Source organism: Bradyrhizobium sp. BLXBL-01 (assembly GCF_051853025.1).
In the GTDB taxonomy this organism is placed as follows: domain Bacteria; phylum Pseudomonadota; class Alphaproteobacteria; order Rhizobiales; family Xanthobacteraceae; genus Bradyrhizobium.
Map to the genome: position 1 here is coordinate 5,670,732 of NZ_CP182471.1, position 14,119 is coordinate 5,684,850.

Genomic DNA, 14,119 nt, shown 5'->3' on the forward strand with positions numbered 1-14,119 from the left:
GCCGGGGGCTTTTTGCTGACATGAACTTGCGCGGCTGGATTTGCTGAGATGGACCCGATCCGCAGACATCTGCTGAAAGCCGCCGGCCTGTTCGTGGCCAGCCGCGCCTTCGCCGGTGATCAGCAGGAAGCGAACATGCAGTCTTCGTCCGTGAAGCCGCGTCACGTGCTCTGCTTCCTCGGCAAGAATGAAAGCCTGCTGCATCCGCCGAAGGCGGTGGCCAAAACGATTGCCGATTTCGGCTTCGAGATCGACCGCACCTATTCGCAAGGAAAGCCCGATCCGCGCATGGAGCGGTCGTTCGGCGTGTGCTGGGACCGCGTCTTCCCGAAGGCATGGTCCGCGTCCGACGAAGCGGCCGTGGCCAACCACAAATCGGTCCTCTACCTGCGGAGCCCGCCGATGGCTCAGCAGAAGACGGCCGCCTACTCGGCCGCCGCGCTGCAGATCGTGGACGAGATGTTCGACGCGGGCGCCGTTGCCGCAAAAGGCGAAAGCGCCGGCGTCGCCCACGGCCTCTCGCGGTGGCGAAGTCTCATGGATCAGGCGCGCAAGGGCTCCATCACCAGCCAGGGCCTGCGCATGACCCCCGCCGTCACCAAGGCGTGCCGGCTGGCGTTCGCCAAGCGCCCGCTCGCCGGCGACCGCTATTACGAGACCGTCGGCTATCACCTCGTCGGCCTGCCGGAGGTCTATGTCGCGAAATTGCGCGGCAACGAATGGTCCGCGGTGATGCTGATGGAAGAGATCGCCAACGCAATGGCCGAGCACGGCATCGATGCAACGCTGCGCGACCGCAAGCTCGCGCTGTCGCGGGAGCAGGACTACGCCGAGGACGACTTCAAGTTCAATCCCTACGGGATCGTCCGCGTCGAGGCGTGAGCGCGAGGCGGCGTCTGCCGCCCCAGACTCAGATCGCCGGCTTGTCCGTGCCCTGCAGCTTGTCGTGCAGGTTGATCAGCCACATCGCCGTCGGCCGGAGGATGAAGAGGTCGGCGACCAGCGCCATCACCATCGAGAAGGCGCTGAGCCAGCCGAACAGCCGCAGCGACGGCAGGTCGGAGAACACGGTGACGACGAGGCCGCAGGCCAAGACCACCGTGGTCAGGATCAGCGCAGGTCCCACCAGCACGGTCGCCCGCTCCACCGCGAGCGCGGAGCCGACGCCCGGCTTGCTCTCCAGGCGGAGACGGTTGAGGAAGTGGATGGTGGCGGAGAGGCCAAGGCCGAACGAGACGGTGAGCGCGACGACGCTGGCGAATTGCAGTCCCTCGCCCATCGCCCACAGCACCGTGCCCGACATCACCACCGGGAAGATGCCCGGCAGGATGCAGGCGAACATCACGACCCAGGAGCGGAAGGCGAGGCCGATGAAGATCGCGACCAGCGCGAATTCGACGGTGAGGCCGCGGTTCAGCTTCTCGATCATGTTGGCCGAGTTGCGCGCCGCAATCGCAGCGAGACCCGTCACCGCGACCTCGTATCCCGGATGCTTCTTGCGGACAGCATCGAGCTCGGTATCGAGCTTGTCGACGATCGGCAGGAGCTGGCTGGAATCCTTGTCCGGCACGCGGCCGGCGACGACGACGGCGTCCTGCTCGGCGTCGATGAAGCGACGCACCAGATGCTCGGGAATGACGCTGACATATTCCTTCAGCGTCGCGACGTCGGCACTGCCGGCCTTTTCCGCCAGCCAGCGGCGCAGCGTCTCCAGCGACCAGACGTTGCCGACGCCCGCGGCCTTCTCGACCGTCGCGTGGACTTCAGCGATGGTCTGGAGCGTCTGCGGTGAATAGAGCGTTTCACCCTTGGGGAACACGATCAGCACGTTGACCGGATTGGCGCCGGTGAGCTTGGCATCGAGCCGGTCGCTGGCGGCGACCGCCTGGCGCTTGTCCGGCACCTGGTCGGCGAGCCGGTAGCGCGGCTCCAGATTGGCATAGATGACGCCGAGGCCGCCGACGAACAGCACCGCGATCAGGCTGAACAGGCCGGGCCGGCCGACCATGCGCACCGCGATCCAGTAGCAGAAATTGCGCAGCGCCTGGACGCCGGCGTCGGCCCCCTGGAACTTGACCGCGAACACCTTCTCGTTGCGCACGAACAGCACGCCGAACACCGGCACCAGCGACAGCACCGCGACCAGCGCGATGATGGTGGCGGCAAGCCCAGCCTCGCCGAACTTGCGGATCAGGTCGGAGTCGGAGAATTGCAGCGCGATGAAGGAGATGCCGGCGGTGCCGTGCGTCAGCACGCAGGCCGGCCCCACCACCAGCACCGCGTTCTTGAACGCGGTGAACTTGTCCTGGCCAGCGATCAGCCGGTCGCGCGCGGCGAAGGTCAGCTGCATCGAGTCCGAGAAGCTGATGACCATGATGAGCGGCGTCATCACGTTCAGGAACATGTTGAGGTTGAAATTGGCCCAGCCGAGCGCGCCGAGCGCCAGCAGAATCGCGATCATCGGCGGGAATGCCGCCGCGATCATGAACGAGATCTTGCGGAAGAAGATGATGGCGATGATGCAGCCGGCGAGAATGCCGAGGATGTTGTAGGTCAGCCCGTCGCGCTCGACCGCGTTGCGGATCTCGAGCTGCATCACCGGCACGCCGGAGAGCTGGACGTTGAGCCCGGTGTCGCCGAGATCTTCCTTCATTAGCGCGCGGATGTCGCCGACGGTCTTGGTCAGCTTGTTGGAGCCGACCACTTCGGGATCGAGCGACAGCACGATCAGCGCCAGCGTGCCGTCCTCGGACAACAGCTTGCCGCGGATGATCTCGTTGTTCTTGACGGTCTCGATGAACTTGTCATAGGCCGCGCCCTCGGGCAGCTCGGCCGGGAACAGCGCCGCGGGCAGCTTGCCCGGGGCCGGCGCCTGGCGCGCCGAGAACAGCGAAACGAGGCCGCGCGTGCCTTCGACCAGCTGCAGGTCGGTGACGAAGTCGCGCAGCTTCTCCAGGTTGTTCCGCTCCAGCAGGGCTTTGCCCTCGACCACGACGAGGACGTCGAACTCCTCCGCCGGGAACTTCTTGGTCACCTCTTCATACTGGCGGAATTCCCGGCTGTCGGAGCGGAACAGCTGCGACAGCGAATCGTCGATCTTGATCCGGTAGATGCCGAACACCGCGCCGACAATCAGCGCGAGCAGGACGATGCAGGAGACGATCGGGGCCCGGACGGCGATCAGCCCGAGACGCTCCAGCCCGAAGGCGATGGAGGACGCAGGTCCCTGCTCGACCTTGTCGACATGAACCTCACTCTCGCTGTGCTTTTCGAGCATGCCTTGTCCAGTTCCTAAATCGGCTCGGCCTGTGAGCTTATTGCGCCCCGCGAACGGCTTGAAAACGCCATACCAATGGGAGGCTTGCCCCTTGAAAATGCGCGGAAAATCGCCGCGAGGGGGTTTAGCAGGTCAGTCACCCCTCTCGCAAGCAGGCGAAGTGTGGGCAAATCGATCAAGATGCGGCGATTTCGGGCCCGGTCCCCGGTTATCCCGGCGAGAATGTGCCAATTTGGCGCGGCGCGCGATCTGCGCTCTCGTCCTTCAACGCGACGCCGGTGACCTCCCGGGCCAGCCCCTCGCGAACCAGCCAGGCGATCTTGAACGCCGCCTCGTCATGGCTCAAGCCGGCGTGGTGGATGTTCGAGACGCAATTGCGCTCGGCATCGGTGCGGCCGGGCTGCGGCGCGAAGGTCAGATAAGCGCCGAGGCTGTCGGGCGCGGACAGGCCGGGCCGCTCGCCGATCAGCATCAGGACCATGCGCGCGCCGAGAATGGCGCCGATCTCGTCGCCGAGCGCAACGCGCGCGCCCGAGGCGACGACGACATGGCCGACCGCGACAACATCGCCCTCGGCAAGCAATTGCAACAGGCGCCCTACCACGATCGCCGCATGGCTGTGGACCGCCGCTGCGGACAGGCCGTCTCCGATCACGACAGCGAGCTGGCACGGCGCCGAGACGCTTCGTGCCAGACGCTGCGCCGAGTCGGGCTCGAGCTGTCGTCCCAGATCCGGCCGCCGCAGATAGTCGCTGCGATCGACCGCCCGGCTCCTCACCTCGGTCACTGCAAGACCGAGCGCGTCGAGATCGGCGATCAGACGCGGCGTATCGAAGGCCGCATGCACGGCATCGCGCGCACGGGCATGGTCCAGCGTGAAATCGAGCAGCGCCCTCGTCGGCAGGCTCGCGCCGCTGCGCCCGAGCGCGACGCGCGCGGGCGTGAACGCCCGCAGATCGAGGACGGGGCGGCGCGGCAGGGCCGGATCAGACATGCGGCATCATTCGGCGGGAACGGCGGCCTCGCGCAGCCGGATCGAATAGTTCGAAGCGTTCTGCTTGCCGCTGGAGGCCGCGCGCGCAAAGGTGATGAGGTGGTGCGCGATCAGCGTGCAGCCGATCAGGCCTTCGAGATCGCCTCGCTTGATGCGCCCCAGCGCGAACTTCCAGAATACGCGCTTGTAGTCGCCGAGCACGCCGACCTTCCAGAAGATGTTACGCAGCATGACGAGGCCGCGCCGGATGTTACGCCAGGTTTTCATCTCGTCCGGCACCGGCATCTTCAGGCGGTGCACATAGACGTTGTCGCATTGATGCTGAAAGCGCGCGTAAACCTTCTCGGGCGCGTAAGCGACCGCCATGGCGTGCTTCCAGGACGCGACGACCTCGTCATAGGGCAACAGGAAGTCGACGTTTGAATCGCGGCTGTCGTCATCGACCAGGCGCCCCTCGCGCTCCAGCCGGTCCCATAGCGGCGTCTTCGGCAGCGCCTGCAGCAGGTTGATGGTGAGCAGCGGAATCCGGGACTCCTCGACGAAGGCGAGCAAAGCCTCCGAGGTGTTCGGCTTGTCGGTGTCGAGCCCCATGATGATGCCCGAGACCACCTCCATGCCGTAGGAGTTGATGGTGCGCACGCCCTCCAGGATCGGGACCATCATGTTGTGGTCCTTCTGCATCGCCTTCAGCGCGTCGGGATCGGGCGTCTCGATGCCGCAGAAGATGGTGATGAAATAGGCCTCGCGCATCTTCTCGAGGATCTCGGGGCGCTTGGCGATGTTGAGCGTGGCTTCGCAAGCGAGCCGGACGACATAGCCGGTCCGCTTCTGCCACTCGATCAGATGCGGCAGCAGGTCCAGGGCCGCCTTGCGGTTGCCGATGAAATTGTCGTCGACGAAATAGACCGTGTCGGTCATGCCGCATTCGCGCAGGCGGTCGAGCTCGGCGATGATCTGCTGCGGCGTCTTGATGCGTGGATTGCGGCCGTAAAGGCCGGGGATGTCGCAGAACTCGCACTGATAGGGACAGCCGCTGGAATACTGGATGCTGCCGAGGAAGTATTTCTTGACCTCGGCGAGCTCATAGGCCGGGATCGGAAACTCCGTCATCGGCACGCGGTCCTTGGTCGTGAGCACGACCTGCTGTTCGGGCCGCGAGGTGCCGCGCGACAGGATCTCGATCAGCTGGTTGGTGGCATCGCCCAGCTCGCCAACATGCAGATAGTCGAAGGACGGATAATAGTCGGGGCAGGCGCTGACGGAGGGACCGCCGAGCGCGACCGGCAGATCGAACTCATGGGCGCGGCGGCAGATGTCGTTCATCTGCTGGCGCTGGATGTGCATGCCGCTGACGAAGACGGCTTCCGCCCATTCGAACTCCTCCCTCGTGGTGCGGCGGAGGTTCTCGTCGACGAATTTGACCTGCCAGTCATGCGGCAGATAGGCGGAGATCAGCAACAGCCCCTGCGGCGGCATGAAGGCGCGGACGCCATCGGTCAGGGGATAGGAATGCTCGAACGTGCCGAAGGACGAGGTGTAGCGCGGAAACACGCAGAGAATCCGCCGGGACGTTCCGTTACTTTCAGCTCGCATCAAAGCTCCCCCGCCACGACCTGGTTGCGGAAATTGCCAGCCAGACACATAGCGTAATGCTGCCGCCGGAATTTCTCAACATTGTGGCACAAGCACAATTCCGGGCAGCGCCGACGGTTTCCCCAAAGGAGAAAGTTTGACGCTTAGTGCCGCCTTACGCGATCAGACGCGAGGCAAAATCGGGCAGCAGGCCTGCATCGGCCGCAATCCGGAAATCGCCGCCGGTGATGCCCGACCGCGCCAGCCAATCGTCGAATTCCGGCGCGCGGCGCAAACCAAAGACGTCCCGGACATAGAGCGCGTCGTGAAAAGACGTCGACTGGTAGTTCAGCATGACGTCGTCGGCACCCGGAACGCCCATGATGAAGGTGACGCCGGCGGCGGCGAGCAGCGTCAGCAGATTGTCCATGTCGTCCTGATCTGCCTCGGCGTGGTTGGTGTAGCAGATGTCGACCCCGAGGGGCAGGCCGAGCAGCTTGCCGCAGAAATGATCCTCCAGCCCGGCGCGGATGATTTCCTTGCCGTCATAGAGATATTCCGGGCCGATGAAGCCGACCACGCTGTTGACCAGCAGCGGGGCGAAGGCGCGGGCGACCGCATAGGCGCGCGCCTCGCAGGTCTGCTGGTCGACGCCGTGATGGGCGCCCGCCGACAGCGCCGAGCCCTGGCCGGTCTCGAAATACATCACGTTCTGCCCTTCGGTGCCGCGCCGCAGCGACAGCCCCGCCTCGTGCGCCTCTTTCAGAAGCGCAAGGTCGATGCCGAAGCTGCGGTTGGCGGCCTCGGTGCCTGCGACCGACTGGAAGACGAGGTCGACCGGCACGCCCTGCCCGATCAGTGACAGCGTCGTCGTGACATGGGTCAGGACGCAGCCCTGCGTCGGGATTTGCAGCCGCGCGATGATCTCATCGACCAGCCGCAGCAATTGCCCGATGATTGCGGGATCGTCGCTCGCCGGATTGATGCCGATGCAGGCATCGCCCGCCCCCAGCAGGATGCCGTCGAGGATCGAGGCGGTGATGCCCCTGGCGTCGTCGAACGGATGGTTCGGCTGCAGGCGTGTGCTCATCCGTCCCTTCAGGCCGATGGTGTTGCGAAAGGCGGTGGTGACCTCGCATTTCCGCGCCACCAGGATCAGATCCTGGTTGCGCATCAGCTTCGACACCGCGGCGGCCATCTCCGGGGTGATGCCGGGGGCCAGCCGCTTCAACATGTCGGGCGTTGCGGCGTCCGACAGCAGCCAGTCGCGGAAGGCGCCGACCGTCAGCGATGCCACCGGCGCAAACGCCTTGGCGTCATGGCTGTCGATGACGAGGCGGGTGACCTCGTCGGTCTCGTAGGGAACGACGGCTTCCTGCAGGAATTCGCCGAGCGGCACATCGGCGAGCGCCATCCGCGCCGCGATCATCTGCTCGGAGCTGGCAGCGGCAATTCCGGCCAGCCGATCGCCGGAGCGCGGGGGTGTCGCCTTGGCGAGCAGGTCGCGCAGATCAGGGAAGCTGTAGGTCGTGGCGTCGATGCTGTGGCGGTAGACCAAGGGTCTCTCCGGGGTTGCTCGGCCAACGGCCGACTCCAGGACTTATCCCGAAAGACTATCCTGAAACTAAACCGAGGGATCAAGACGCTGAAATGACTTGCCTTTCCTTCGACCAAGGACGGGGGCGGCCCGGAGCTGCGTTAACGCCGTATCCATCTTCGTTCCGCATAGTTTTGCATCAATTTTACCCAACCCCGCTCACCGGCCGCTCCAGGCCAATCCGGGCCCCTGAACATCATGACATCCGACCGATCTGGGAATGCCGCCAAGCCGGCAGGCCGCTTCACGCTTGCCGGCACGCTCTATGCGATCTTCGCGCTGTTCGCGCTGCTCACGGCGGCGATCGCGATATTGTCGGACTACAACAGCCGCCGCAGCGCCGACCTCGCAGGCGCGATCGAGACCGCCAATGCCGCCGCGCTGAACGTCGAGCGGGTCAACTCGCTGGTCTATGCGGTGGTGATGGAATCGCGCGGCGTCTACATGTCAACCGAGCCGGCCGTGGTGAAGAAATACGGTGACGGCCTGCTCAAGTTCAACGCCCAGATCCTCGACGTCGTGAAGCGCTGGGAGACCATCGTCAAGGCCGACGATGCCGAGCAGTTCGCGACGTTCAAGAAGCGCATCGAGCAGTTCGTCGAGTTCCGCAAGGAGCTGGTGCGCCGCGGCGTCGAGATCAACGCGGCCGCGGGCCGCGAATGGGGCGACAACGACGCCAATCGCAGCGTGCGCTCGGCGCTGAACAAGGACCTCGAGGCGCTGTCGAAGGTCTATGCCGAGCGCGCCAGGCAGATCGCGCAGCAGACCGAGACCAACCGCACATTTTCGTTCATCCTCACCTGCCTCGGCGGCGTCGCGCTCGCCCTCGTCGTCGTCGGCATCGTCATCATCGCCCGCTCGATCGCCCGGCCGCTCGCCGCGATCACGGCCACCATCAAGCAGGTCGCCGACGGCGCCGAAAATGTCGTGGTGCCGCACTCCAACCGCGCCGACGAGATCGGCGCGCTGGCCCGCGCCATCCAGGTGTTCCAGGACGCGATGGGGCGCAACCGCAACCTCGCCTCGCAAGTATCGCAAGACGCCGCCGCGCGCGAGGAGCGCGCCCGCCACGTCGAGCGGTCCGTCGAGCAATTTCGCGAGGCGATCGGCGCGATCATGCGCGGCCTCAGCGACAACGCCTCGGTCATGCGCGAGACCGCGCAGACCATCACGCGGGTCACTGCGGATGCGAGCAGCCGCGCCGGCAGCGCGGCGAACGCCACCGAGCAGGCCTCGCACAACGTCACGGCGGTCGCGGGCGCGGCCGAGGAGCTTTCGGCCTCGGTGGTGGAAATCGGCCGCCAGGTGCGGCAGAGCGCCGGCGCGGTCGAGCAGACCGGCCAGCGCACCGAGAAGTCGATCTCCGAGATCGAGAGCCTCGCTGCGGCCACCCAACGCATCGACGGCGTGCTCAATTTGATCCAGGCGATCGCCGAGCAGACCAATTTGCTCGCGCTGAACGCCACCATCGAGGCGGCGCGCGCCGGCGATGCCGGCCGCGGCTTTGCCGTCGTCGCCCACGAGGTGAAGGCGCTCGCGGGTCAGACCGCCAAGGCCACCGCCGAGATCAGCGAGAACGTCGCGATGATCCAGGCCTCGACCCGCAACGCGGTCGACGCCGTGCGCGAGATCGGCGGCGCGGTGCGCGAGATCAACGAGGTCACGTCGGCGATTGCCGGCGCCGTCAGTCAGCAGGACCAGGCCACACGCGAGATCTCCTCCAACGCACAAAGCGCCGCCCAAGGCAACGAGACGCTGGTGGCGAACATCACCTCGCTGCGCGATGCCATCGGCGAGACCGATACGGCGGCGGCTTCGGTGCTGACCGCGGCGAGCAGCCTGACCGAGACGGCGCAGACGCTGTCGCGGGAGGTGGAGACGTTCTTCCAGAACCTGCGCGCGGGGTCGGCGGACGGCCGCATCGCCAGGGCGGGGTAGCGGCTGGACCACCGCGGCGAAAGCGGTCGCCCCAACAAAAACTGAAAAACAACCCCATGCACAGTAGACGGGGCCAAGCTTTTCAATGGCTTGGCGGCCGACGTGAAAGCCTGCTGTTTTTACGAATCGATTTTGACTCGTCGGGCAAAACACTGGCATGATGTCAGCATGGCGAGCGTGGCGCCGGTGCCGCGGCCGGCGCACGACCGAACGGGTTGTTACCGCTCCGAACCCGATCGAGCGACCAGGATCCGGACGCGGCCGCCGGCATCTTCGACCTCGCGGTAGCGACTTAGCTCCGCCTCGAGCTCGGGATCGGACCTCGCCCAGGCCAGCCAGTCGAACGGGACCGCGCTCAGCAGCTGGGTATCCACGAGGATCACATCCGGTCGACCGGCGCGCAGGTCCGCGAGCAAGTGCCGTCGCTCGAAATCGATGATGCTGTCCAGTCTTGCGCGCTCGCCTTGGGTTGGCTGCGTCGTCTTCTGGAGCATCATCGCGCCGGCCGCCAATAGCTGCACGCAGGAGCTGCCCACCCAGGTCCCGTTGACCTCACGGACGAGCGGATGCCCCAGCGCGATGTGATCGCCGATCGTGATCAGCCGCGGATGCGTTGCGAGAGCCTGGATGCGCTCCTTGAGCGGCGGAAACGGCCGGACCTGCAAGGACAGGCAGTAGGCGATGAGCGCAACGGCCGCAAGGCCGGCGATCATGACCGGCATCCGCATCGTCCTCACGCGCGCATGGAGCAGCGGCGCGGCAATCGCAAAGACGCAGAGCGCAAACGCCGTGTAGGTCCAATGCTTGCCCTGGAGAACGAAACTCGCAGCTCCGCCGAGCGCTGCGGCCAGCCATGGGGTCGCGTTGCCCCCGATCTTGAACTCGTGCGGGGCCAGCAGGCCGAGAAACACGATGGATCCGGCCATCACCGTGGCCGGGAAGGACAGCAGATCGCCCAGATTCATCCGCAGCGGCAGATAAGCGGCAGAGACCATCGGCGCATAGTCGAACAGATAAGCGGGGAAGACGATGACGAGGATCGCTCCGTAGCCGATGACGACAGCAGCCGCCGTCATCGCTTCCGGAGAGAACAACGGCTTGACAGAGCGCTGGCGGATGACCGCAAGGACGACCGGAAGTCCTGCGACCAGGGCGAGGTGGGGCTTGATGCTCAAGGCCAGCCCGGCGCCAAGTCCTGCCAGGACCGCCAGCGGTCCGGGGCTGAGGCCGCGCCAGCGGATCGCCGTGACGGCGACGAAAGGGGTCAGCGCAATGACGGCGATGTGCTCACGCTGTCCGAAGACGCCGCTCGGAAGAATCGCGAACAAGAACGCGAACAGGCAGGTTGCGACGACCCGCTCTTCAGTCCCCAGCCTTGCTGCCGCAGCGGCACGATCGATGATCAGAAGCGCGACGACGATTTCGACCAGGATCAGGATGATCACGAGGAGCTCAGGCGCAATGCCGGTCGTTCGCGCCAGCATCGATGCCGGCATGTACAGATAGACCGACAGGGGCGGATTCAGCTCCAAGAGGTCGACGCCGGGCTTGCGCCCATCCAGGACCTGCTCGCCTTCCGTCAGCAGACAGGCCAGATCGGGGTTCAGAACGACGGGGATCTGGACCAGCAAGGCGGCCAGGAGGAGCGCCGCGACGATCAGCCAACGCAGGCTCATGCGGAAACGGCTTGCCGGCATATCGGGGGCGCGAGCGCTTCCCGTGACGTCGGCAGCAGACGTTATCTCGCGCGCAAGCGATCTATGCTCTTTCACCTGGGTGAACCTGCCATGGCGTGCAGGGTCACTCTCGGCCAGCAGTAGTTACTATTGTACTACGGCGATTTGAAGCGCTGCATCAAGGCTAAAGCGGGGGCTTCCTCTTGCATATGGGCACCGCTGCGGGGACGTTCGCCAGGAGTTGATCGCGCCGCTGTACCTGATCCCGACAATTCCGGCTCGCCCACGGCTACGGGCACGTTGCAGCTCCGCACCAACTGACGCAAAGGGCCAATAAGCGACATCAGAGTGCCTACTCGATCACTACATCGGCCCGCGTCAGCAGGGTCGGTGGCATGTTGATGTCGAGTGCCTTGGCGGTCTGGAGGTTTATAACAAGTTCGTACTTGATCGGCCGTTCAACCGGCAGATCGCCAGGTTTCGTACCCTTGAGAATCTTGTCGACAAGGATTGCAGACCGGCGAAACTGATCTGGCAAATCAGTCCCGTAGCTCAAGAGGAAGCCCGCTTCCGCGTATTCTCTCACCGCAGAGATTGCGGGCAGCCGATTTCTGACGGCCATGACGCCAACCAGACTGCGGTGGTTGAACAGTACTCCATCGCTCAACACGACGAGCACCTGAGCGCGTTCCCTCACCATTGTCGCGAACGCTTGTTCAAGCATATCCGGGCCGCGCGCCTCGGCCGGGACAAGCGTCAACCCCAGCGCTTGGGCAGCTTCCCGCAGCGATGCCAGCCGCTCCTGATTGGGCGCAAAGTCCGGATTCCACAGAACGCCCACACGCGAGAGGTTCGGCAGAGTGTCCTTCAGAAATTCGAGCCGCTTGCCGTTGATCTCATCGCCGGGCTCCGAGCTGAACCCAGTGACATTGCCACCCGGGCGCGCCAGACTGGCGACAAGTCCGGCACTGACAGGCTCAGCACTGTTGGCCATCACGATCGGGACCGTCCGGGTCGCCTTCATGGCTGCAACCGTGGTCGCATTGGTCCCGGACACGATGACGTCCACGCCGAGCCCGACCACCTCTGTGGCAAGCGCCGCCAGCCGCCCCATGTCTCCGTCGGCAAAGCGGTACTCGATGACGACATTCTCGCCAGCGCGGTAGCCAAGGCTCCGCAGACCCGCTTCGAAGGCTCCAACATTGCGAAGTGTTTGCTCCCGCGACGCGCTCGCGAGATAGCCTACCCTGTAGCGCCACCTTGCCGGTTGCTGCGCACGCGCTCCGAGCGGCCACGTCGCCGCCGCGCCGCCGATCAGCCCCATGAACTCGCGTCGTCTCATTGAGCACCGCGGAGGAAAGGCCCATCCATGTCCGAAGCCTAGCACTTTGCGGCGACACAGCTAGTGAGAATGGACAACCAATCCGATGTCCGAAGCCGCGTCCCTATGTCCGAGATGGGCCACAAGCGAAAAGCGCAATCCTTGCCCGGGTCCAATGCATTCCTCTATGCGCAGATCCTGGCGCAGGACGTCACCTCTACCCCGCCATCACCCCGCCGCGCCTGATCAGCTCCTTGCCCACCGCGGCGAGGTGCACTTGGTCCGGGCCGTCGCCGATGCGGATGAAGCGGGCGTAGACGTAAGCGCGGGCGAGGAACGTGTCCTGCGACACGCCGGCGGCGCCATGGATCTGGATGGCACGATCGATGACGCGGGCGGCCATGCTGGGGACCACGATCTTGGCCGCGGCGATCAGATCGCGCGCGGCCTTGTTGCCCTCGCGGTCCATCCTGTCGGCGGCCTGCAAGGTGAGCAGCCGCGCCTGTGAGATCTCGCAGAAGGAATGCGCGATGTCCTCGCGCACCGAGCCCTGATCTGCGAGCGGCTTGCCGAAGGCGACGCGCGAGACCGCGCGCTGGCACATCAATTCCAGCGCGCGCTGGGCGCAGCCGATCAGGCGCATGCAGTGATGAATGCGGCCGGGGCCGAGCCGACCTTGCGCGATCTCGAAGCCACGGCCCTCGCCGAGCAAAATGTTCTCGGCGGGCACGCGGACGTCGTCATAGACGATCTCGGGATGGCCGACCGGCGCATCGTCATAGCCGTAGGTGAGCATGTCGCGTACGATGCGCACCCCACGCGTATTCTTCGGCACCAGGATCATGGATTGCTGGCGGTGGCGGTCGGGATGGTCCGGAGCAGTCTTGCCCATCACGATCAGGATCTCGCAATCCTCGTTCATCGCGCCCGAGGTGAACCATTTGCGGCCGTTGATGACGTAGTCGTCGCCGTCGCGCTTGATCTCGCACTGGATGTTGGTGGCGTCGCTGGAGGCGACCTGCGGCTCCGTCATCGAGAAGCCGGAGCGGATCCGCCCCTCCAGAAGCGGCTTCAGCCAACGCTCCTGCTGCGTCTTGGTGCCGTAGTTTGCGAGCACCTCCATGTTGCCGACATCGGGCGCCGAGCAGTTGAAGACTTCAGGCGCCCAGAGGATGCGGCCCATGATCTCCTTCACCGGCGCGTATTCGAGGTTGGTCAGACCAGTGTTGTTAAGGCCTTGCCCGTGCTCGCCGGACAGGAACAGATTCCACAGCCCCTGCTCCCGCGCCAGCCGCTTCAACTCCTGCAGCACGGGCGGCGTCCTGTAGCGCGCGGCCTCCGGCTTGACCTGCTCGTAATAGAGATCCTCGACAGGCTCGACTTGGGTGCGCATGAACTGGCGAACGCGGTCCTGGAGCTCCAAGGAACGGGCGGAGTGCTGAAAGTCCATGATGGGTCTCCTTCTTCCTTCTCCCCTTGCGGGAGAAGGTGGCGCGAAGCGCCGGATGAGGGGTTCTCTCCGTCGGCGACAACGTTCGTGAGGAGAGAGACCCCTCACCCGGCTGCGCTTCGCGCATCCACCCTCTCCCGCAAGGGGAGAGGGTGCACCGCCTCCTCGGCCGCCCCTCACGTCCCCTTCAGTCCTGTAGGGTGGGCAAAGCGAAGCGTGCCCACGCATTCTCTCGACAATCATTGATAGATGGTGGGCACGGCGCAAGGGCGCCTTTGCCCACCCTACGGTTCC

At 65.2% G+C, this 14,119-nt stretch carries 9 protein-coding genes; 2 read left to right on the plus strand and 7 right to left on the minus strand.

Annotation, left to right across the window (positions count from 1 at the left end):
* Nucleotides 1-48 precede the first annotated feature (48 nt).
* On the plus strand, nucleotides 49-882 hold the full coding sequence (locus ACNJYA_RS26385; RefSeq protein WP_439400968.1) for a hypothetical protein: 834 nt from the start codon (nucleotides 49-51) through the stop codon (nucleotides 880-882).
* 28 nt (nucleotides 883-910) lie between these two features.
* Here the strand turns inward: ACNJYA_RS26385 and ACNJYA_RS26390 are convergent, their stop codons facing one another.
* The 4 genes from ACNJYA_RS26390 to ACNJYA_RS26405 all read right to left on the minus strand — a co-directional run bounded on the left by ACNJYA_RS26390 (nucleotide 911) and on the right by ACNJYA_RS26405 (nucleotide 7,401).
* On the minus strand, nucleotides 911-3,277 hold the full coding sequence (locus ACNJYA_RS26390; protein ID WP_212259711.1) for an efflux RND transporter permease subunit: 2,367 nt from the start codon (nucleotides 3,275-3,277) through the stop codon (nucleotides 911-913).
* A 208-nt stretch (nucleotides 3,278-3,485) separates the two neighbouring features.
* A complete protein-coding gene (gene eutC, locus ACNJYA_RS26395) occupies nucleotides 3,486-4,271 on the minus strand; it encodes an ethanolamine ammonia-lyase subunit EutC (RefSeq protein WP_439400969.1) in 786 nt (261 codons plus the stop codon).
* Between the two features lie 6 nt (nucleotides 4,272-4,277).
* Entirely contained in the window at nucleotides 4,278-5,864 is a 1,587-nt protein-coding gene (locus tag ACNJYA_RS26400) for a B12-binding domain-containing radical SAM protein (protein WP_439400970.1), read from the minus strand.
* A gap of 154 nt (nucleotides 5,865-6,018) precedes the next feature.
* The gene (locus ACNJYA_RS26405; RefSeq protein WP_439400971.1) at nucleotides 6,019-7,401 is read right to left on the minus strand and encodes an ethanolamine ammonia-lyase subunit EutB; all 1,383 of its coding nucleotides are present in this window, start codon (nucleotides 7,399-7,401) and stop codon (nucleotides 6,019-6,021) included.
* Between the two features lie 237 nt (nucleotides 7,402-7,638).
* Here ACNJYA_RS26405 and ACNJYA_RS26410 point away from each other — a divergent pair, with 237 nt between their 5' ends.
* On the plus strand, nucleotides 7,639-9,378 hold the full coding sequence (locus ACNJYA_RS26410; RefSeq protein WP_439400972.1) for a methyl-accepting chemotaxis protein: 1,740 nt from the start codon (nucleotides 7,639-7,641) through the stop codon (nucleotides 9,376-9,378).
* A 218-nt stretch (nucleotides 9,379-9,596) separates the two neighbouring features.
* Here the strand turns inward: ACNJYA_RS26410 and ACNJYA_RS26415 are convergent, their stop codons facing one another.
* From ACNJYA_RS26415 to ACNJYA_RS26425, 3 genes are all read right to left on the minus strand, one after another.
* Complete coding sequence (locus ACNJYA_RS26415) at nucleotides 9,597-11,054, minus strand: hypothetical protein (RefSeq protein ID WP_212259719.1); 1,458 nt, start codon at nucleotides 11,052-11,054, stop codon at nucleotides 9,597-9,599.
* A gap of 352 nt (nucleotides 11,055-11,406) precedes the next feature.
* Nucleotides 11,407-12,378, minus strand: a complete 972-nt coding sequence (locus ACNJYA_RS26420) for an ABC transporter substrate-binding protein (RefSeq protein ID WP_212259721.1) — start codon at nucleotides 12,376-12,378, stop codon at nucleotides 11,407-11,409.
* Between the two features lie 214 nt (nucleotides 12,379-12,592).
* Nucleotides 12,593-13,825: an acyl-CoA dehydrogenase family protein gene (locus ACNJYA_RS26425; protein WP_212259723.1), complete on the minus strand. Its 1,233-nt coding sequence runs from the start codon at nucleotides 13,823-13,825 to the stop codon at nucleotides 12,593-12,595.
* Nucleotides 13,826-14,119 lie beyond the last annotated feature (294 nt).